Origin of the sequence: Streptococcus parauberis NCFD 2020 (assembly GCF_000187935.1) — a bacterium.
In the GTDB taxonomy this organism is placed as follows: domain Bacteria; phylum Bacillota; class Bacilli; order Lactobacillales; family Streptococcaceae; genus Streptococcus; species Streptococcus parauberis.
Genome location: NZ_AEUT02000001.1, coordinates 797,410 through 818,174, shown reverse-complemented (window position 1 = coordinate 818,174; position 20,765 = coordinate 797,410). Strand labels below are relative to the sequence as shown.

The window sequence follows — 20,765 nt, the reverse complement described above, 5'->3', positions numbered from 1 at the left end:
AGAGAAATCTTAGTTGCTTTTTTGATTAATGAATTAACAATTTGCGAATGATAATATCCTGATCAGCATAATTATTTTGTAATGTAGTAATTATGTCATCATATAATTTTGCAATCTCTTGACGTTTTCCTGGATATTCATGACCTATATAATGAAATTGGCATTCAATTGTGAGAAATAATTCATGGAATAAAGTATTGATACGGTCTAATTTATCCAATAAGTCTTGATCATTTTTAATAAAATCTGGAATTTCATTGTCTTGATCTAATTGTGCATCCTCAACGGTTAATGGATAAGTACCATATTCTAAACATAATTCGTAAGTCATTTTTTCTCCTTTAGTAATAGTAAAACATATTTTCTTAATTATAAATATTATTTGGCTCTTGGTATGTTAAATCAAGTGATTTAGCGACAGCTTTATTTGTTATAGTGCCTTTATAGACATTCAATGCTGAACGTAAGGGTTGACTTTCATTAATTGCCTTATTGAAACCTTTGTTTGCCAGCTCTAAAATATATTTTAATGTTGCATTTGTTAAGGCAATAGTTGACGTTCTTGCAACTGCTCCCGGCATATTTGCTACGGCATAATGAACGACGCCATCAATGATATAAGTTGGTTCATCATGGGTAGTGGTTCGATCAGCAGTTTCAATAATACCACCTTGGTCCACAGCCACATCAATAACAACGGATCCTTCCCGCATAGTTGAAATCATTTCTTTAGTGACAAGTTTTGGAGCACGTGCACCAGGAATTAAGACAGCACCAATAACTAAATCAGCATCCCGAACACTATTAGCTATATTCAAGCTATTGGACATAAGGGTTTGTACTTTACCAGAGAACATGGCATCCAACTCAGCTAAACGTTTAGGATTGATATCTAGAATAGTTACCCGTGCTCCTAAGCCAACTGCCATCTGAGCGGCATTAACACCTACGTTACCGCCTCCCACAATGACAACATGGCCTTTACTTACACCTGGAACACCACCAAGTAAGATTCCTGATCCACCTTCAATTTTAGTTAAATAATGAGCACCAATTTGAGTCGCCATACGTCCAGCAACTTCACTCATTGGATTGAGAAGAGGGAGTGTATTATTGTCGACTAGTGTTTCATATCCTAAAGCTATTATATTACTATCCATAATGGCTTTAGTTAACTCAGGTGCTGGAGCCAAATGTAAATAAGTAAAGAGGATTAATCCTGGTCTAAAGTATTTGTATTCAGATGGTAGTGGCTCTTTAACCTTCAATACCATATCTGCTTGCCAAGTCTCCTCAGGACTGGATTTAATAATTGCACCTTGTTCTTGATATTCTTGGTCTGAAAAACCTGAAGCAAGTCCAGCCTGAGTTTCAATCCATACTTCATGATTGTTCTCAGTTAGAGTAAGCACGCCGGAAGGTGTAATAGCTACACGATTCTCGTTGTTTTTAATTTCCTTTGGTATCCCAATAATCATATGAAACCCCTCTCTTTTCTAATATTATTTTTTCACATTTCTCAATTTAAGTCAAAAAGTAAACATAAGTATGCTAATTTTATTATGTGAAAAATAGTTCAAGCTAATACTTTGCTAGCTCTTACTCTTTTTAGCTATAATAGAACCAAAGTTTTTTTATTATAGGAGATATTATGTCTAAAAAAATTAGAGTTTTACTCTATTACAAATATGTTGCCATTGAAGATGCTGAGGCTTATGCAGCTAAACACCTTGAATTTTGTAAATCAATCGGTCTTAAAGGTCGCATTTTGATTGCTGATGAAGGAATTAATGGTACTGTTTCAGGTGATTTTGAAACAACTCAAAAATATATGGATTGGGTTCATTCAGATGAACGCTTTGCCGATTTATGGTTTAAAGAAGATACAGAAGATGCGCAAGCCTTTAAGAAAATGTTTGTTCGTTACAAAAAAGAAATTGTCCATCTAGGCTTAGAAGACGAAGATTTTGATAGCGATATTAATCCTTTGGAAACTACAGGTGAATACTTGTCACCAAGTCAATTCAAGGAGGCTTTGCTAGATGACGAGACTGTGGTTTTAGATACGCGTAATGATTATGAGTATGACTTAGGTCACTTCCGCGGAGCAATTCGTCCAGATATCCGTAATTTCCGTGATTTACCCCAATGGGTTCGCGATAACAAAGAGAAGTTCATGGAAAAACGCGTGGTTGTCTATTGTACAGGCGGTGTACGCTGTGAGAAATTCTCTGGTTGGATGGTCCGTGAAGGATTTAAAGATGTTGGCCAACTACATGGTGGAATTGCTACTTATGGTAAAGATCCTGAGGTTCAAGGGGAATTGTGGGACGGTGCCATGTATGTCTTTGATGAACGAATTGCAGTGCCAATCAATCATGTCAATCCTACTGTGGTCGCTAAAGATTACTTTGATGGACAACCCTGTGAACGCTACGTGAATTGTGCTAATCCATTTTGTAATAAGCAAATTTTTGCCAGTGAAGAAAATGAAGCCAAATATGTACGTGGCTGTTCAGCTGAATGCCGCGCACATGAAAAAAATCGCTATGTTACTGAAAATGGACTTAGCCGTGAAGAATGGGCTAGTCGATTAGAAGCAATTGGTGAAACATTACCAGCTTTAGAAACAGTTTGAAAAAATTCGGGAAACCGAATTTTTTTTATTTTGCTATGGTATAATAGAGAATATTTTGTCTTGTAAGAACGAGGAGTATGAATGACCTACACAAAAACAATTTTTCAGATTAATAAAATGGATTGTCCCAGTGAAGAGCAACTGGTTAGAATGGCACTGTCTGATTTTTCAGGAATTACAGATATCTCGGTTGATTTTGAAGAAAGACAGGCAAAAGTTATCCATCAGGAAAATCCTGACCAGCTCCTACAAGCTATTGACAAACTAAACCTAGAATCACAGATTATTAGTAGTGAGATAGTAGAAGGTCCTATAAATTCGAAAACAAACCAAATTGTTCAACGATTTATCTTAGGGCAAGTTTTGATTATCAATTTGTCATTTTTTGTGATTGAAGAACTTGCAGGCTATTTTTTTCATTCTTTAGGACTTTCAGCTGATGGTTTAGACATGTTAGCTGACAGTTTAGTTTATTTTATGGCTTTGATGGCAGTTGCCCAATCAGTATCTCGGAAGAAATTAGTTTCTGCCATTGCTGGTTATTTACAGTTGGTCTTAGCTTTGATTGGTTTTGGTCAAGTCATTTTTAGAGTCATTAATCACCAATATCTGCCAAATGGGATTGGAATGATGACCGTCGCTTTCATGGCCTTAGCTGCCAATATCGTCTCCCTTTATCTAATTTCTAAAGCTGATCAAAAGGAAGTTCATATGAAGGCGACACAAATTTTTACATCCAATGATATCTTAATTAATGTAGGCTTGATAGTCAGCAGTTTCTTAGTTAGCTGGACCAAATCGCCTATTCCTGATTTGTTAATTGGCTGCTTGATTTTTATCTTCGTCTTAAAAGGTTCATTAAAAATTATTGCACTTTCAAAATAAAGTAGAAAAAAGAGTTTAACAATGCATCAACAAAATCGTCCATCCTTAGTTATGTCTGGTTTAGTTTTAGGAACAATGGCAGTAGGCAATCTGTTATCCAATTATCTTCCAATCATAAAATTACCTTTTACAGCCCTTGCTTTATTCTTATATTTTCTCTTAATAAAGGGGATCATTACCAATAAAGAGCAAGCTCTAAAGGAAATCCAATCTCCTTTGGTTTCCTCAGTATTTCCGACCTTTTTTATGGTTGGTATGCTCTTTTCATCATTAGCCATTCAATTAGGTTTGAAAGTGATTGGACTGCCATTTTGGTGGTTGTTTGTTATTGGTAATTTGGTTTTAATCACTTATTACTGCCTCAACTTTGTCATCAAATTTTCTTGGGAGAATGTCTATCCTTCTTGGACAGTCTTATTTGTTGGGATAGCAATGTCGACTTTTACAGCACCAGCAAGCCAGGCTTTTCTATTCGGGAAAATTGTCTTTTGGATTTGTTTGGTCATTACCTTCTTGCTATTTCCCATCCTCTATATAAAAACCTATAAAATTGGCTTGCCAGAAGCAGTTAAACCTAACATTTCAACCATATGTGCACCACTTAGCCTTTTGTTGGCAGGTTATCTATCAAGTTTTCAAACGCCACAAGAAGCTATGGTTATCTTCTTATTGGTAACCTCACAGGCCATGTATTTCTTTGTTCTTGTGCAATTGCCAAAACTCTTACGTCGTCCCTTTAATCCAGGTTTTTCGGCCTTCACCTTCCCCTATGTCATTAGTGCTACATCTCTTCGTATGGCCAGTATTTTTTTACATTGGGGAAAGATGCTCAGTATCTTAATTAGTGCTGAAATTGTGATTGCGACCCTATTAGTTTCTTATGTCTTGGTGACCTACTTAGCTTATTTATACAAAAAAGAAGTCGACTAAAAGTCGGCTTCTTTTCTTAATATGCTTTTTTGTTAGAATTAACGAGCTACACGACGACGAGCAGCTTTTTTACGATTTTCTTCAACAAAAGCTTCTTTTTCTTCTTCAGGTTCGATAATTGTTTTCTTAACAGCAAATACAGCGCTAGCAACAGTTAAAGCAGTTGCAACTACACCAGTTGCTAGACCTTTAGCAAATTGATAATTTTTAGACATAGCGATTCTCCATTTCTATAAACAGATAACTATTTCGTTCCTGTTCTTATGTTATAATATATGGTAACGGAAAACACAAGAAATATCAAGGAAAAGACGTTTCTTTGACTATAATTTTAAAAGAAAGAACGACATGAAAAAGAAGAATAAAATAATTGTTGTTTTAGGTCCAACAGCTGTTGGAAAGACAGCATTAGGAATTAAATTAGCACAAAAATACAATGGCGAAATTATTTCTGGAGACAGCCAACAAGTCTATCGACAACTAGATATAGGAACTGCTAAAGCTAGTCCAGAAGAAATGGCAGCTGTTCCACATCATTTGACTGATATCAAAGATGTCACCGAGACTTATTCAGCCTTTGATTTTGTATCTGATGCAAAACAAGCAATTGTGACTATTCAGGACAAGAAAAAATTACCAATCATTGTTGGTGGAACTGGCTTGTATATACAAAGCTTAATTGAAGGTTACCATTTAGGTGGACAAGTTAATCAAACCGATCTATTAAACTACAGAGCGGAATTAGACCTCTTAACTGACGAAGAACTTTATCAGCTACTTGCAGAAAAGGAAATTATTATTGATCAGTTAAATCGTCGCAGAGCGATTCGGGCCTTAGAATTAGAAAAGTTTGCTGGTGAGATGGAAAACCAAGACTTTCCCTATGACGTTCTCTTGGTGGGATTAGATGATGACCGCTCTATTATTTATGATCGGATTAATCACCGAGTTGATCAAATGGTCGAACTTGGTCTATTAGAAGAAGCAAAATGGTTATTTGATAATCATCCAGAAGTTCAAGCGTGTCGAGGGATAGGCTATAAAGAACTTTTTCCTTATTTTCGAGGGGAGATGTCGTTAGAGGATAGCTTAGTAAAATTAAAACAAAATACGAGACGATTTGCTAAACGTCAATTAACCTGGTTTAGGAATCGGATGCAGGTCACTTTTTTCCATATTAGTGATCATGATTATCCCAATAATGTTTTTAAATTTGTTGAACAATTTCTAGAAAAATAATGGATTTTTACAAGGCTGAGCTTCGAGATTTATATCAGAATTATGGTATAATAAAGCTTACGGAATTTGGAGGCTAAGCTTATGGCAATGACAGAAACAAAAGTAGAAAAAGAACGAGTTATCCTTCTAGGGGTAGCTTTACAAACCAGTGAAAACTTTGACATGTCGATGAAAGAGCTAGCCAGTTTAGCCGAAACGGCTGGTGCCGAAGTTGTTAATACTTATACTCAGAATAGAGAAAAGTATGATAGTAAGACTTTTATTGGCTCAGGTAAATTGGCCGAGCTGAAAGAGATTGTTGAAGCAGAAGACATCGACACAGTTATTGTGAATAACCGTTTAACTGCACGTCAGAATTCTAATTTAGAAGCTGAACTAGAGGTTAAAGTAATTGACAGAATGCAATTAATCCTGGACATCTTTGCCATGCGCGCAAGAAGTCATGAAGGGAAATTGCAAGTTCATTTAGCTCAACTCAAGTATATGTTACCACGTTTGGTGGGACAAGGAATTATGCTAAGTCGCCAAGCCGGTGGTATTGGCAGTCGAGGACCTGGTGAAAGTCAATTAGAATTGAATCGTAGGTCAATCCGTAATCAAATTACAGATATTGAGAAGCAACTAGCAGTTGTTGAGAAAAATCGTCAAACCATTAGAGATAAACGGATTGGTTCAGAAACCTTTAAAATTGGCTTGATTGGTTATACCAATGCTGGTAAATCAACAATTATGAATGTTTTGACCGATGATGGCCAATATGAGGCAAATGAACTTTTTGCAACCTTGGATGCCACAACAAAACAAATTTACTTACAAAATCAATTTCAAGTTACTTTAACAGACACAGTTGGCTTTATTCAAGATCTTCCAACAGAATTGGTTGCTGCTTTCAAATCAACATTAGAGGAAAGTCGACATGTCGACTTGCTCCTACATGTTATAGATGCTAGTGACCCTGATCATACTGAGCATGAGAAGGTCGTCTTAGATATCTTGAAAGATTTGGATATGTTATCTATTCCTAGATTGGCCATTTATAATAAGATGGACATTGCGGATGGATTGACTGCGACAGCTTTTCCCAATGTTCGCTTATCAGCGCGTGACAAAGGTAGTCGCCAAATGTTAAGAAATTTGATCATCGATCAAATCAGAGATAGTTTTGAACCATTTTCAATAAAAGTTCATCAAGACAAGGCTTACAAACTGTATGCATTGAATAAAGTAGCTCTTTTAGATAATTACACTTTTGATCAAGAAGTTGAGGACATTTCGGGCTTTATTGCCAGCAAAAATAAATGGAGATTAGACGATTTATATGACTGATTATATTTCATTAGCACTTATGTATGGCGGTTTTACGACTCTAGACAAACCTTATTTAGAAAATGTATTAGAACATTTACCAGCAACTGAAAAATTAGCTTTTATTACACCCCCACCGAGTGTTATTAATGCTTATTTTGCTGAAATTTACCAGAAACAATCACCACAAGAGGCTACTGATTATTACTTTCAAATGTCACAGGCATTAGATTTGATGACTGAACAACCTAGTTTTGATGAACGAAAACCATTTATTCGTTTAAATCTCTCAGGCAAATCATTCGGCTATGCTTATATCACGTCTGAAAATGAAGAATCATTGATATTTGGTGAGACTGAATATCCATTGAATACGGACTTATTATTTGAAATTGCCCAAATTTTCCCCCATTATCAAGTATTTGTGATGGCTAATCAGATTCATATGGCCAAATTAAACTGGGGTGATAAGGAAATTGAAGATATCACACCGGCTGGCGTAATGCTCAGTAAAGTTTTCAAACTTTCAAAGCAAGTGATTAGTATTAGTGGTTATAATCAAGAAGAAGTACTATCTCTTGCTGAACATTATCAGGGACAATACTATTATCAATATAAAGAGCGTGAATTTAAGCTTTTTATTCATTTAGACAAATAGAAAGAATAGACCGAATGGAATTACAATTTTTAGGAACAGGAGCAGGCCAACCGGCCAAGCAACGCAATGTTTCTAGTTTAGTTTTAAAGTTATTAGATGAAATCAATCAAATATGGATGTTTGATTGTGGTGAAGGAACACAAAGACAAATTTTAGAAACGACAATTAAACCCCGCAAAATAGAAAAAATATTTATTACTCACTTACATGGAGATCACATTTTCGGTTTACCTGGTTTTTTATCAAGCCGAGCATTTCAAGCAAGTGATGAACAAACAGATATTGATATTTATGGACCGGTTGGCATCAAAAACTATGTTCAAACATCTTTAAAATTGTCAGGATCACGCCTACCATATCAAATCAATTTTCATGAGTTTGATGAATCATCACTCGGCAAAATTTTGGAAACAGATAAATTTATTGTCTATACTGAGAAGTTAGCTCATACTATCTTTTGTATGGGGTATCGGGTCGTTCAAAAAGATTTAGAAGGGACATTAGATGCAGAAAGATTAAAAGCAGCTGGCGTCAATTTTGGACCTCTATTTGGTAAAATAAAAAGTGGCCAAGATATTGTTTTAGAAGATGGCCGAACTATTTATGCAAAAGACTATATTTCGGCACCAAAACCAGGAAAGATAATTACCATTATTGGTGATACTCGGAAAACACCAGCTTCAGAAAGACTTGCTAAAAACGCCGATGTTTTAGTTCATGAGTCAACTTATGGCAAAGGTGATGAAAAGATCGCTCGCAATCATGGTCATTCAACCAACATGCAGGCTGCGCAAGTTGCCAAAAATGCCGGTGTTGAAAAATTACTCTTAAACCATGTCTCGGCTCGCTTTTTAAGTAGAGATTGCCGACAAATGGAAAAAGATGCGGCAAGTATTTTTGAGAATGTTAAAATCGTCAAAGATTTAGAGGAAGTTACAATTTAATGGCAGGAAGAAAAATAGTAATTACAGGTGCATCAGGTGGCTTAGCAGAAGCGATTATCAAACAATTGCCAACTGACGATTTTTTGATTTTACTTGGCCGTGATAAAGCTAAACTTGAGAAAATGTACCAAAACAGAAGTAACAAGATGTGTTATGCCTTAAATATTAGTCACCATCAGGAAATTGAAACCATTGTTGAATCCATTACACAAGAATTTGGCCAAATTGATGTCTTAATTAATAATGCCGGCTATGGCGCCTTTAAATTTTACGATCAGTTTAACAGTCAAGAAGTAGAGGATATGTTTAAGGTTAATACCTTCGCTTCCATGCATTTTGCCCGTCTTTTTGGACAAAAAATGGCTGCGCGTGGTAAGGGGCACATTATCAATGTCATCTCAATTGCAGGTCTAGTCTCAACAAGTAAATCGAGTGTTTACTCCGCGACCAAATTTGCCATGATTGGTTTTACAGATGCTCTTCGGTTAGAATTAGCTGACCGTGGTGTCCATGTTACTAGTATTAACCCAGGACCAATCAGAACAAAGTTCTTCGAAGTTGCCGATCCGGATGGAAATTATCTTAAATCTGTAGATCAGCTTGCTTTGGAAGCAGACCATGTAGCTAATAAAGTTGTTACTTGTATTGGTACGAATAAACGTGAGATTAATCTGCCTCTCTTATTAGCATTTACAGCAAAATGGTATGCTCTTTTCCCAAGATTTTCAGATTTTCTCGCAAGAAAGGTTTTTAATTTTAAATGATAAGAGCCAAATATGATTGGATTATAAATGAAAAGAAGCCAGATGATGGCTTCTTTAAACTAGCAAAGAAAAAAAGTCTTAGTCAAGACATATGTCGGCTCCTTTATGATAGAGGAATTGATGATGAAAAAAAATTAGACCATTTTCTTCGGGCCGACCTTTCTGACTTAAACGATCCCTATTTATTAAATGATATGGACAAAGCGGTGAACAGAATTCGGACCGCCATTGAAAACTTTGAACAGATTTTAGTTTATGGAGATTATGATGCTGATGGGATGACATCGGCATCCATCATGAAAGAAACACTTGAAATGATGGGAGCTGAGGCTTTAATCTACCTCCCCAACCGTTTTACAGATGGTTATGGTCCAAATGAAAGCGTCTATAAGTATTTCATTGAGCAAAACCAAGTTAGTTTAATTATTACAGTTGATAATGGGGTTGCGGGTCACGAGGCCATTGCTTACGCGCAAGCAGCAGGTGTTGATGTGATTGTCACGGACCATCACTCTCTACCTGATCAATTACCACAAGCTTACGCAGTTATTCACCCAGAACATCCAGAAGCTGACTATCCTTTTAAAAAATTAGCCGGCTGTGGCGTTGCTTTTAAACTGGCCTGCGCCCTGCTAGAAACAGTTCCAACTGAATTTCTGGATTTAGTGGCTATTGGTACTATTGCGGATATGGTTTCCTTAACGGATGAAAATCGCGTTTTAGTAAAGAATGGCTTGAAAGTCCTAAAAATGAGTGAACGGCAAGGTTTACAAGAATTAATGACTATTTCAGGAGTTGATTTAGACGCTATTGATGAGGATACTGTTGGTTTTAAAATTGCCCCGCAATTAAATGCTCTAGGTCGCTTAGATGATCCTAATCCAGCAATTGAACTCTTGACTGGATTTGATGATGAAGAAGCCCATGACATTGCCCTCATGATTAATGAAAAAAACGAAGAGCGTAAAAGCTTGGTTCAAACTATTTATAATGAAGCTGTTGAGATGGTTGACTTAAGTAAACCAGTTCAAGTTCTGGCTAAGGCCGGCTGGCATCCTGGTGTACTTGGGATTGTTGCTGGGAGAATTCTTGAAGAAATCAGTCAAACAGTTATCGTCTTGAATATTGAAAATGGGGTTGCTAAAGGCTCTGCTCGCTCAATAGAGGCTATTAATATATTTGATGCCTTAAATCATCAACGAGAATTGATGACTGCTTTTGGTGGTCACAGTGGTGCAGCTGGGATGACCTTACCAGCTGAAAATATTCAAGCTTTATCAGAATCCATAACTGATTACGTTGTCTCTGAAAAGATTGATATAAGTCAAAAAAATAGTTTAAAAATTGATAGTTGGTTAGATCTTGATCACTTGAGTTTGGAATTCTTGAAAGAATTGAATATCTTAGCTCCATTTGGCATGGACAATAAAAAACCTGTTTTTGCTCTCAAAGATTTCACAGTTGTTCAAGCACGGACTATGGGTGCTGATCAAAGTCACTTGAAGCTCCGGATAAAAAATGGTTCAGTTGAAACTGATGTTGTTGCCTTTAATCAAGGACAATATCATTTAGAATATAGTCAACTGGCTGATTTAGAATTGGCCGTGACTTTGACAGTTAATTCTTGGAATGGAAACACCAGTCTTCAGCTTATGTTAGTCGATGCCAGGGCTACCAAAAGTCCGCAATTATTTGATTTCAGGGCTAGAAATATGACTTTGCCGAATGATATTTCAGATATCATGGTGGAAAATGATGGTCAGGAAGTAGCTATTATTGATTTGCCAGAGGATTTGGAGGCTTTGCGCCTGCAATTCCAAAAGAGACATTTTGAAGCTATTTACTTCAAAAATAATATTGATAAGCCTTATTATCTTTCCGGTTCTGGTAGTAAGGATCAGTTTGCAAGATTATATAAAACGATTTACCAATTTCCGGAATTTGATGTTCGTTTTAAATTAAGTCAGTTAAGTGATTACTTGAAAATTGAAAAATATCTTTTAGTTAAAATGATTCAAATTTTTAATGAATTAGGTTTTGTTGCAATTGATAATGGTTTAATGACGGTTAATAAGGATGCATCAAAACGTGACATCGCGGATAGTAAAACTTATCAAGAATTACAAAAACTAGTTAAGTATCAAGAGCTAATGTCACTTGGAACACCGCAAGAAATTTATGATTTTTTGGTTAATGAAGATTAAATAGGCAATGGTTTTCTGAGATTTGAATTGACAAAAAACTCCTGTCTCCTTTAATTTACGAAAGTTCCATTTAATGGTATAATAAAGAGTATTTTATTGTTGGCTAAGACCACTAGAAAGATTTAAAATTAATTATGGAATTAACAAAATTTATTGCATCAATTGAAAACTATCCTAAAGAAGGTATTACCTTCCGTGACATTTCACCTTTAATGGCTGATGGTAAAGCATATAGCTATGCAATTCGTGAGATTGCTCAATATGCGTGTGATAAAGATATTGATATGATTGTCGGACCTGAAGCGCGTGGCTTTATCATCGGTTGCCCTGTGGCAGTTGAACTAGGTATTGGTTTTGCTCCAGTACGTAAACCAGGTAAATTACCACGTGAAGTTGTTTCTTCTGACTATGAAAAAGAATATGGTTTAGATACTTTAACAATGCATTCAGATGCTATTAAACCTGGTCAACGTGTTCTTATCGTAGATGATTTATTAGCGACTGGAGGTACAGTTAAAGCAACTATCGACATGATTCAACAATTAGGTGGAGTAGTTGCAGGTTGTGCATTCCTAATTGAATTAGATGGCTTAAACGATCGTGACGCTTTGGGCGATATCGACTATAAAGTCTTGATGAATTTCCCAGGTTAATTTACTTAACCATTGAAAAAACTGATAGAAACTATGGCTATTGCTATAGCATAATAGAGGTATTATGAGTTTTTTAGAAAATTATAAGTCAGGTAACTTGGTTCTTCCAAGTGCCTTACTTTTTCATTTTAATGATATTTTTTCAGATACTAATGATTATTTGGTATGGCAGTTCTATTTTCTTCAAAATACGACTAAAATGGATGATTTAGCTCCTAGTCAAATTGCCAATGCTATTGGCAAAACTGTAGCTGAGGTTAACAAATCTATCTCCAATTTAACCAATCAAGAATTGTTAAATATGAAAACAATTAAGATTGCTGATGAGATTGAGATTTTATTCGATGCAAGTCCTGCTTTAGAGAAATTAGATCAATTACTAAGTGTCCAAGAGACTGGTGAACAGACTAAAAACAATCCAAATCAATTCAAATTACTTGTTGATGATTTTGAAAGAGAGTTGGGTCGCTTTTTAAGTCCTTTTGAACTTGAAGATTTAGAAAAATCGGTTAATGAAGATCAGACTGATCCAGCATTAATTAGAGAAGCTTTGAAAGAAGCTGTTTTTAATGGTAAAACCAATTGGAAATACATTCAAGCTATCCTACGTAATTGGCGTAAAGAAGGTATTACTAATTTACATCAAGTTGAAGAGAAGAAAAGAGCCAGAGATGATATAAACGGGTCAAATGTTGTTGTTCCAGAAGATTTTTTATCCGCTATGAACCTTTGGAGTGATCAATGAGAATTGGTAAAGCACGACTAAAACAAGTTCTTGCTATCATTGCGGAGATGTTTCCAGAAGCAAAAGGAGAACTTAATTGGGAGACACCCTTCCAATTACTTGTTGCCGTCATTTTATCTGCACAAACAACAGATAAAGCAGTTAATAAAATAACACCACTTTTGTGGGCTAAATATCCTGAAATTGAAGATTTAGCTTCAGCAAATTTGAGTGATGTTGAAAATTGCCTTCGAACAATTGGCTTGTATAAGAATAAAGCACGAAATATTATTAAAACTGCCCAGGAAATCCTAGATAAGTTTGATGGACAGGTCCCTAAAAGTCACCTTGAGTTAGAAACTCTACCTGGTGTCGGACGAAAAACTGCAAATGTTGTCTTAGGTGAAATCTATGGTATTCCATCAATTGCAGTTGATACCCATGTTGCTCGCGTTTCAAAACGACTAAATATTTCAGCTTCAGATGCTGACGTGACACAGATTGAAAAAGATTTAATGGCTAAGATTCCTAAAAGAGATTGGGTTGTAACCCATCATCGTCTAATTTTTTTTGGACGCTATCATTGTCTAGCTAAAAATCCCAAATGTGAGATTTGTCCCTTGACATCCTATTGTGTCTATTACAAAGAAAACAAAAAAGCTTAAAATTAAGCTTTTTTTATTTTTCACTTATAGATTGAAAAAATATTCTCGAATGGTATAATTTATGTAATTCTAATTAGAATAATAACTTCATTGGATTTTTTTGAAAATTCTAATGTAATATATTGAGGAATAATGATGTCATTTGGGAAAAAATTGATTCGTGTGTTGACCTTACTATTAATTACTGTGGTAAATGGGAATTTATTGACATTAACGTTTTTACCGATAAGTAATGGAAATTCACTACCAATCTTTAATCAAATCATTGGATTGATTCTCTTATCAATTACTGTTATAGTAATGATTTACTTAGCAAAAAAATGGGAGTTTCCAGTTATTGCACACTGGACTTGGAGTGCAAAGGAATTTCTAATTGTGCTATTAGGAGTGGCTAGTATGTACATAATTGCTCAAATCTCAGCGCAGATTTTGTTATTGTACAAGATTACAAGTAGTGAAAACGGAAATTTATTACTAGCTTTATTCTCTCATTTTAATTTTATTATAAAATTTGCCTTTGGCTCATTATTAATCCCATGTATCGAAGAGACAATTTTTCGCGTGGGCATAATTGGTTATCTTTTTAAAGGCAAACCCCTTCTAGGTTTACTGATTAGTTCACTAGTTTTCGGTTTAATGCATGAGCCTCGACTTAGTTTAGTTTTACTCTTCTATTCTTCCATGGGGATGATTTTAGGTTTAGTTTACTTAAAAGCTAAACGATTAGATATTAGTATTGCTGTCCATGGTCTACATAATTTCATCTTTATGCTTTTATAAATTCACTTGGTTCGGAATAATAAGTTATCCTATTATTCTTTTTTGCTATTTTTGTTATAATGGATAGGTATTAAGAGTAGAAAGTATGAGTAATTATGGAATATTTATCACAACGTTTGCGCGTTGTTGCAAATTATATCCCAAAGGGGAGTAAATTATTGGATGTGGGGAGTGACCACGCTTACTTGCCTATTTATCTTGCGGAAAGAGGCTTAATCTCATCAGCTATTGCTGGTGAGGTGGTTAAAGGTCCCTTTGAATCAGCCCAAAAGAATGTCAGTCAACATTTATTAGCTGATAAAATTGAAGTTAGATTGGCTAATGGTTTAGGAGCTTTTGATGAAAGTGACCATGTTACTGCAATTTCGATCTGTGGAATGGGTGGCCGGTTAATAGCTGAAATTCTTGAAGCAGGAAAAGAAAAATTAGACAGTGTTGATGTTTTGGTTTTACAACCTAACAATCGTGAGGATGATTTAAGACGTTGGCTGTCTCAAAATGGATTTGTCATTTCTGGTGAAACAATCATGACAGAGAATGATAAATTTTATGAAATCATTCTGGCCAAGCATGGCCGTCGTGAATTATCACAATTGGAAACGCGTTTTGGACCGCTTTTAGGTCCTGAAAAGTCGCCTGTTTTTAAAGCCAAATGGCTGAGAGAATTCGAGAAGTTGGCCTATGCCTACTCTTGCGTTCCAGAGGATAATCTGGAAGATCGCTCTGCTATTTTCCAAAAAATGGAGTTGATTAAGGAGATGATTAAGGATGAAAATTAGAGATATTGTTAATCGTTATGAAGCATTTTGTCCTCAAGATTTGTCGATACCTGGAGATATTGTTGGTTTACAAATTGGTAGTTTAGATAATGATGTTTCAGCAGTAATGGTTACGTTGGATGTTCGTGAAGAGACTGTTAAGGAAGCTATCGCCAATGATGTTGACTTAATCATTACTAAGCATGCACCAATTTTTAAAGGGGTTAAGGATTTAATTTCTTCTCCGCAGAGGGACATTCTTTTGGATTTGGTCAAGCATGACATTTCTGTCTATGTTAGTCACACTAATATCGATGTTTTGGATGGTGGACTTAATGATTGGTTCTGTGAAATGCTCGACATTAAAGAGGCTCAATATTTGTCTGAAACTAGAGATGGATTTGGGATTGGACGCATTGGTTCAGTTGATAAACAACCATTAGAAAGTTTTGCGCAAACTGTTAAGCAAGCTTTTAATCTTGAAACAGTCCGCTTAGTAAGATATGGTCAAGTCAATCCGATGATTTCGAGAGTTGCCATTTGTGGTGGTAGTGGTGACGACTTTTATACAGATGCTTTGGCTAAGGGAGCAGATGTTTATATAACTGGTGATATCTATTATCATACGGCTCAAGAAATGTTGACGGATGGACTTTTAGCAATTGACCCAGGACATCATATTGAAGCCATATTTATTGAGAAAATAAGTCAATTACTTGAACAATGGAATCAAGAAGCAGGTTGGGATATTATCGTCCGTCCGAGTATGTCTTCAACTAATCCATTTAATTACCTATAGAATTGGAGTTCGTTATGGATTGGATTGCTAATCAGGACCTTGTCTTTTTAGCCTTTTTAGCAGGGCTATTTACCTGGTCTTGTACAATTGTTGGAGCAGCTATTGTTTTTTTCTTTAGAACGATTAGCCGTCGCTTACTTGACAGTATGATGGGATTTGCAGCAGGTGTTATGATTGCTGCCTCATTTTGGTCTTTGTTAGCTCCGTCCATTGAGTTCGCTAAATCATTATATGGTGGACTTGCTTGGTTCCCAGCTGCGGCAGGCTTCTTACTTGGTGGTTTCTTTTTGAGGGGAATAGATGCTCTGGTACCTCACTTGCATTTAGACAAAGAAGTGTCTGAAATGGAAGGGATTCAAACTGGTAAAAAATTATCAAAAACAGCACTTTTATTTTTAGCTATTACGATTCATAATATACCTGAAGGTTTAGCTGTGGGTGTTACCTTCGGAGCTCTGGCACATGGTGATTTTTCAAAAGCTGCTTTGTTAGGTGCAATTAGTTTAGCTCTTGGGATTGGGATTCAAAATATTCCAGAAGGTGCCGCCTTGTCTATTCCAATTCGTGCCGATGGTAAATCAAGGGCTAAAGCTTTTTACTGGGGCTCAATGTCAGCAATTGTTGAACCAATTGGCGCAGTTATTGGGGCGGCACTTGTTCTCAAGATGTTGCCAATTCTTCCATATGCATTGTCTTTTGCTGCTGGTGCAATGATTTTCGTAGTTGTCGAAGAGTTAATTCCGGAATCACAAACCAATGGTAATACAGATATTGCAACCCTTGGCTTAATGCTTGGATTTGTTATTATGATGGTATTAGATGTAGCATTGGGGTAAAGAGATGAATGAAAAGAAACAAGTAGCAATTGTTGGTGCTGGTATAGTTGGCTCAACTGCAGCTTATTATTTAAGTAAGGAAAAAAATATAGCCGTAACGATTTTTGATTTTGGTCAGGGACAGGCAACCAAAGCAGCAGCAGGGATAATTAGTCCTTGGTTCTCTAAACGAAGAAACAAAGCTTGGTATCATTTGGCTAAATCGGGCGCGGCTTTTTATCAAACCTTGGTTACTGATTTAGAAAAGGAAAATATCGACACTAGCTTTTATCAAAAAAATGGTGTTTTTCTATTGAAAAATAAAGAAGAAAAACTAAATGACTTATTAGAACTAGCACTATCAAGAAAAGCTGATGCACCTTTAATAGGTGATTTATCACTTCTTTCAAAAGAGCAAGCTAATAGTAAATTTCCAGAATTGGAAGGTTTTAATCAACTGTTATTTGCTTCAGGAGGTGCTCGAGTTGATGGTGCAAAATTATGCCAATCTTTAATTGAAGCATCGGGTATTGAAGTGATTTCAAAAAAGGTAAAGATAAGCAGTCAAGGGAAACAATATTTGATTGATGATCAGCTATTCGATGAGGTCATCTTAGCTTGTGGAGCTTGGTTGGGACAAATATTAGAACCTTTAGGTTACCAAGTTGATATTAGAGCTCAAAAAGGGCAATTGCTTGACTATCATTTCGATGGTCTGGCTAGTGAGAATTTTCCCGTTGTCATGCCTGAAGGTGAGATAGATGTTATTCCCTTTCCTAATGGAAAAATTTCAGTTGGAGCTAGTCATGAAAATGATAAAGGCTATGACCTATCAGCTGATGATAAAGTACTAAGTCACTTAGAAGAATCAGCTATCACTTTTTATCCAAATCTGAAAAATGCTTCAAAGAAAACTGTTAGAATAGGAACAAGAGCTTACAGTAGTGACTTTCTCCCATTCTTTGGAAAAATTCCTAAGAAAAAAAGCTTATTTGCGGCAAGCGGTCTAGGCTCATCAGGTTTAACCGTTGGACCATTGATTGGAAAAGAACTAGCAAATTTAGTTAAAAATCAGGAAACATTTTTAAATCTTGAACAGTATCCAATTGATTCATATATCCGTTTAAGTGACAGTCTACAAAAAAAATGATAGAATAATATAGATTTATACAAATATAAAATATAGGAGTTTCTGAATGAAAGGTATTATACTAGCAGGTGGTTCTGGAACACGTTTGTATCCATTAACCCGTGCAGCATCAAAACAATTGATGCCAATTTATGACAAACCAATGATTTACTATCCACTTTCTACACTTATGTTGGCTGGAATCAAGGACATCTTAATTATTTCAACACCTCAAGATCTTCCACGTTTTGAAGAATTACTTGGAAGTGGTTCGGAATTTGGTATTAATTTATCTTATGCTGAACAACCAAGTCCTGATGGGTTGGCACAAGCTTTCATTATCGGTGAAGAATTCATTGGTGATGATAATGTGGCATTAATTTTGGGTGATAATATCTATCATGGAAATGGCTTAACAAAAATGCTTCAAAAAGCTGCATCAAAAGAAAAAGGTGCAACAGTCTTTGGTTATCAAGTAAAAGATCCGGAGCGCTTTGGTGTCGTTGAATTTGATGAACAAATGAATGCCATTTCAATTGAAGAAAAACCTGAACAACCTAAATCAAATTTCGCCGTTACAGGTTTGTATTTCTATGATAATGATGTCGTTGAAATTGCAAAAAATATTAAACCAAGTCCTCGTGGTGAACTTGAGATTACTGATGTTAACAAAGCTTATTTGGAACGTGGTGATTTATCAGTAGAACTCATGGGTCGTGGTTTTGCATGGCTAGACACTGGTACACACGAAAGTCTTTTAGAAGCTGCGCAATATATTGAAACTGTTCAACGTTTACAAAATGCACAAGTTGCTAACCTCGAAGAGATTGCATACCGTATGGGTTACATCACCAAAGAGCAAGTATTTCAATCAGCTCAATCATTGAAGAAAAATGAATACGGACAATATTTACTTAGATTAATTGGAGAAGCATAATGTCAGAAACTTTTTTTGAAAAGGCACTTGCTGCTAAGCCAATCGAAGCCATTCCTGGGCTAATCGAATTTGATATTCCAGTCCATGGTGATAATCGTGGTTGGTTTAAAGAAAACTTTCAAAAGGAAAAAATGCTTCCTTTAGGATTTCCAGAAAGCTTTTTTGATGAAGGAAAATTACAAAATAATGTTAGCTTTTCTCGCAAACATGTTTTACGTGGACTGCATGCTGAACCTTGGGATAAATATATTTCCGTAGCTGATGATGGAAAAGTTCTTGGCTCTTGGGTTGACCTTCGTGAAGGTGAAAGTTTTGGTAATGTTTATCAGACTGTTATTGATGCTTCAAAAGGAATTTTTGTACCACGTGGTGTCGCCAATGGTTTCCAAGTATTATCTGACAAAGTATCTTATAGTTATCTTGTCAATGATTATTGGGCTTTGGATTTAAAACCGAAATATGCTTTTGTTAACTACGCTGATCCTACCTTAGGAATTAAATGGGAAAATTTAGACCAAGCCGAAGTTTCAGACGCAGACAAAAATCATCCAATGCTTAAGGATGTAACACCATTAAAAGCAACAGATTTATAAAAATTGAATTAAGGAAAAATCATGTCAGATTATAAAAATATTATTGTAACAGGTGGAGCTGGGTTTATCGGTTCTAACTTTGTTCACTACGTTTATAACAACCATCCAGATGTACATGTTACTGTTTTGGATAAATTAACTTATGCTGGGAACCGTGCTAACATTGAAGAAATTTTGGGTGATCGTGTTGAGTTGGTTGTTGGGGATATCGCTGACGCAGAATTAGTTGATCAATTAGCAGTAAAAGCGGATGCTATTGTTCACTATGCAGCTGAAAGCCACAACGATAATTCACTAAAGGATCCAAGCCCATTTATCCATACAAACTTTATTGGTACCTACACATTGTTAGAAGCTGCGCGCAAGCACAATATTCGCTTCCACCATGTATCAACTGATGAAGTTTATGGTGACCTTCCATTACGTGAAGATTTACCAGGACATGGCGAAGGCGAAGGCGAAAAATTTACTGCTGAAACAAAGTATAATCCTTCATCACCATATTCTTCAACAAAAGCTGCATCAGATTTGATTGTTAAAGCTTGGGTTCGTTCATTTGGCGTTCAAGCAACAATCTCTAATTGTTCAAATAATTATGGTCCATACCAACATATTGAGAAATTTATTCCTCGTCAAATCACTAATATTCTATCTGGTATTAAACCAAAATTATATGGTGAAGGTAAAAATGTTCGTGACTGGATCCATACAAACGACCACTCTACTGGTGTTTGGGCAATTCTTACCAAAGGTCAAATTGGTGAAACTTACCTAATTGGTGCAGATGGTGAGAAAAACAATAAAGAAGTTTTAGAATTAATACTTGAAAAAATGGGTCAACCTAAAGATGGATATGATCACGTAACTGACCGAGCAGGACATGACTTACGTTATGCTATTGACTCAAGCAAGCTTCGGGATGAACTTGGTTGGGTTCCGGAATTTACTAATTTTGAATCTGGTTTAGAAGAAACAATCAATTGGTATAAAGAACATGAAGACTGGTGGAAAGCTGACAAAGAAGCAGTTGAAGCAAACTATGCAAAAACACAAGAAATCATTAAATAAAAAAGAGCCTAGGCTCTTTTTTTTATCAATTATTTTCCAAATAAACCTTTAACTTGATCTAAGACTCCACTGATTCCTTCTGAACCATCTAATAAGCCTTTTGCTTGGTCAAAATATGATCCAAGTTCATCTTTATGTTCAGTAATGAAATCTTTTGCACCAGCTAAATCTTTGTTAGCAATTAGTTCTTTAACTTGTTCAAATAGTTCTTGTGCTTGCATGGTTTTACCTCTAACATTTATTTTCTTAATTTAACCATAGGAATGCTTTTTTTGCA

The 20,765-nt window shown here is 35.8% G+C and carries 24 protein-coding genes; 20 read left to right on the top strand and 4 right to left on the bottom strand.

Annotated elements, in window-relative coordinates:
• Positions 1–25 precede the first annotated feature (25 nt).
• Entirely contained in the window at positions 26–331 is a 306-nt protein-coding gene (locus tag SPB_RS04140; RefSeq protein WP_003105071.1) for a hypothetical protein, read from the bottom strand.
• 34 nt (positions 332–365) lie between these two features.
• Complete coding sequence (gene ald / locus SPB_RS04135; protein ID WP_003106136.1) at positions 366–1,478, bottom strand: alanine dehydrogenase; 1,113 nt, start codon at positions 1,476–1,478, stop codon at positions 366–368.
• Between the two features lie 173 nt (positions 1,479–1,651).
• Between ald and trhO the strand changes: the two genes are divergently transcribed.
• The 3 genes from trhO (at position 1,652) to SPB_RS04120 (ending at position 4,453) form a co-directional block, all read left to right on the top strand.
• Positions 1,652–2,638 carry an oxygen-dependent tRNA uridine(34) hydroxylase TrhO gene (trhO, locus tag SPB_RS04130; protein ID WP_003104557.1) on the top strand — a complete coding sequence of 329 codons (987 nt, stop codon included), beginning with the start codon at positions 1,652–1,654 and terminating at the stop codon, positions 2,636–2,638.
• Between the two features lie 81 nt (positions 2,639–2,719).
• Positions 2,720–3,523, top strand: a complete 804-nt coding sequence (locus tag SPB_RS04125; RefSeq protein WP_003105384.1) for a cation efflux transmembrane domain-containing protein — start codon at positions 2,720–2,722, stop codon at positions 3,521–3,523.
• Positions 3,524–3,544: 21 nt separating this feature from the next.
• On the top strand, positions 3,545–4,453 hold the full coding sequence (locus tag SPB_RS04120) for a TDT family transporter (protein WP_003102768.1): 909 nt from the start codon (positions 3,545–3,547) through the stop codon (positions 4,451–4,453).
• Positions 4,454–4,491: 38 nt separating this feature from the next.
• On the opposite strand, the gene SPB_RS11000 is transcribed toward SPB_RS04120, so the two are convergent.
• A complete protein-coding gene (locus SPB_RS11000; RefSeq protein ID WP_003103674.1) occupies positions 4,492–4,668 on the bottom strand; it encodes a DUF3042 family protein in 177 nt (58 codons plus the stop codon).
• Positions 4,669–4,801: 133 nt separating this feature from the next.
• On the opposite strand from SPB_RS11000, the gene miaA reads away from it, so the two are divergent.
• From miaA to rfbB, 17 genes are all read left to right on the top strand, one after another.
• Complete coding sequence (gene miaA / locus SPB_RS04115) at positions 4,802–5,692, top strand: tRNA (adenosine(37)-N6)-dimethylallyltransferase MiaA (RefSeq protein WP_003103573.1); 891 nt, start codon at positions 4,802–4,804, stop codon at positions 5,690–5,692.
• A gap of 87 nt (positions 5,693–5,779) precedes the next feature.
• On the top strand, positions 5,780–7,018 hold the full coding sequence (gene hflX / locus SPB_RS04110) for a GTPase HflX (protein ID WP_096633746.1): 1,239 nt from the start codon (positions 5,780–5,782) through the stop codon (positions 7,016–7,018).
• Positions 7,011–7,655, top strand: coding sequence for a hypothetical protein (locus tag SPB_RS04105; protein ID WP_003105761.1), 645 nt, complete (start codon positions 7,011–7,013; stop codon positions 7,653–7,655). Before hflX ends, SPB_RS04105 begins: the two co-directional genes overlap by 8 nt.
• A gap of 14 nt (positions 7,656–7,669) precedes the next feature.
• Positions 7,670–8,599, top strand: a complete 930-nt coding sequence (gene rnz / locus SPB_RS04100; RefSeq protein WP_003103329.1) for a ribonuclease Z — start codon at positions 7,670–7,672, stop codon at positions 8,597–8,599.
• Positions 8,599–9,363, top strand: a complete 765-nt coding sequence (locus SPB_RS04095; protein WP_003102434.1) for an SDR family NAD(P)-dependent oxidoreductase — start codon at positions 8,599–8,601, stop codon at positions 9,361–9,363. The genes rnz and SPB_RS04095 overlap by 1 nt, the downstream gene beginning before the upstream one ends.
• The gene (gene recJ / locus SPB_RS04090; RefSeq protein ID WP_003103646.1) at positions 9,360–11,567 is read left to right on the top strand and encodes a single-stranded-DNA-specific exonuclease RecJ; all 2,208 of its coding nucleotides are present in this window, start codon (positions 9,360–9,362) and stop codon (positions 11,565–11,567) included. The genes SPB_RS04095 and recJ overlap by 4 nt, the downstream gene beginning before the upstream one ends.
• 134 nt (positions 11,568–11,701) lie before the next feature.
• Positions 11,702–12,220 (top strand): adenine phosphoribosyltransferase, encoded by a 519-nt coding sequence (locus tag SPB_RS04085; protein WP_003102723.1) that lies wholly within the window; start codon positions 11,702–11,704, stop codon positions 12,218–12,220.
• 64 nt (positions 12,221–12,284) lie between these two features.
• Positions 12,285–12,965, top strand: coding sequence for a DnaD domain-containing protein (locus SPB_RS04080; RefSeq protein WP_003103839.1), 681 nt, complete (start codon positions 12,285–12,287; stop codon positions 12,963–12,965).
• Positions 12,962–13,609 (top strand): endonuclease III, encoded by a 648-nt coding sequence (gene nth, locus SPB_RS04075; protein WP_003105062.1) that lies wholly within the window; start codon positions 12,962–12,964, stop codon positions 13,607–13,609. Before SPB_RS04080 ends, nth begins: the two co-directional genes overlap by 4 nt.
• Before the next feature lie 135 nt (positions 13,610–13,744).
• On the top strand, positions 13,745–14,389 hold the full coding sequence (locus tag SPB_RS04070) for a CPBP family intramembrane glutamic endopeptidase (RefSeq protein ID WP_003105875.1): 645 nt from the start codon (positions 13,745–13,747) through the stop codon (positions 14,387–14,389).
• Between the two features lie 95 nt (positions 14,390–14,484).
• Positions 14,485–15,168, top strand: a complete 684-nt coding sequence (locus SPB_RS04065; protein ID WP_003103141.1) for a tRNA (adenine(22)-N(1))-methyltransferase — start codon at positions 14,485–14,487, stop codon at positions 15,166–15,168.
• On the top strand, positions 15,158–15,946 hold the full coding sequence (locus SPB_RS04060; RefSeq protein ID WP_003102431.1) for a Nif3-like dinuclear metal center hexameric protein: 789 nt from the start codon (positions 15,158–15,160) through the stop codon (positions 15,944–15,946). Before SPB_RS04065 ends, SPB_RS04060 begins: the two co-directional genes overlap by 11 nt.
• A gap of 14 nt (positions 15,947–15,960) precedes the next feature.
• On the top strand, positions 15,961–16,782 hold the full coding sequence (locus SPB_RS04055; protein ID WP_003103893.1) for a ZIP family metal transporter: 822 nt from the start codon (positions 15,961–15,963) through the stop codon (positions 16,780–16,782).
• Between the two features lie 4 nt (positions 16,783–16,786).
• Positions 16,787–17,911, top strand: a complete 1,125-nt coding sequence (locus tag SPB_RS04050) for an NAD(P)/FAD-dependent oxidoreductase (protein ID WP_003104785.1) — start codon at positions 16,787–16,789, stop codon at positions 17,909–17,911.
• Between the two features lie 46 nt (positions 17,912–17,957).
• Positions 17,958–18,827, top strand: coding sequence for a glucose-1-phosphate thymidylyltransferase RfbA (gene rfbA, locus SPB_RS04045; protein ID WP_003104922.1), 870 nt, complete (start codon positions 17,958–17,960; stop codon positions 18,825–18,827).
• On the top strand, positions 18,827–19,420 hold the full coding sequence (locus tag SPB_RS04040) for a dTDP-4-dehydrorhamnose 3,5-epimerase family protein (RefSeq protein WP_003105922.1): 594 nt from the start codon (positions 18,827–18,829) through the stop codon (positions 19,418–19,420). Before rfbA ends, SPB_RS04040 begins: the two co-directional genes overlap by 1 nt.
• A gap of 21 nt (positions 19,421–19,441) precedes the next feature.
• The gene (gene rfbB / locus SPB_RS04035) at positions 19,442–20,488 is read left to right on the top strand and encodes a dTDP-glucose 4,6-dehydratase (RefSeq protein ID WP_003102477.1); all 1,047 of its coding nucleotides are present in this window, start codon (positions 19,442–19,444) and stop codon (positions 20,486–20,488) included.
• Positions 20,489–20,517: 29 nt separating this feature from the next.
• Here rfbB and SPB_RS04030 read toward each other — a convergent pair whose 3' ends face one another.
• Positions 20,518–20,709, bottom strand: a complete 192-nt coding sequence (locus SPB_RS04030; protein ID WP_003103548.1) for a hypothetical protein — start codon at positions 20,707–20,709, stop codon at positions 20,518–20,520.
• Positions 20,710–20,765 lie beyond the last annotated feature (56 nt).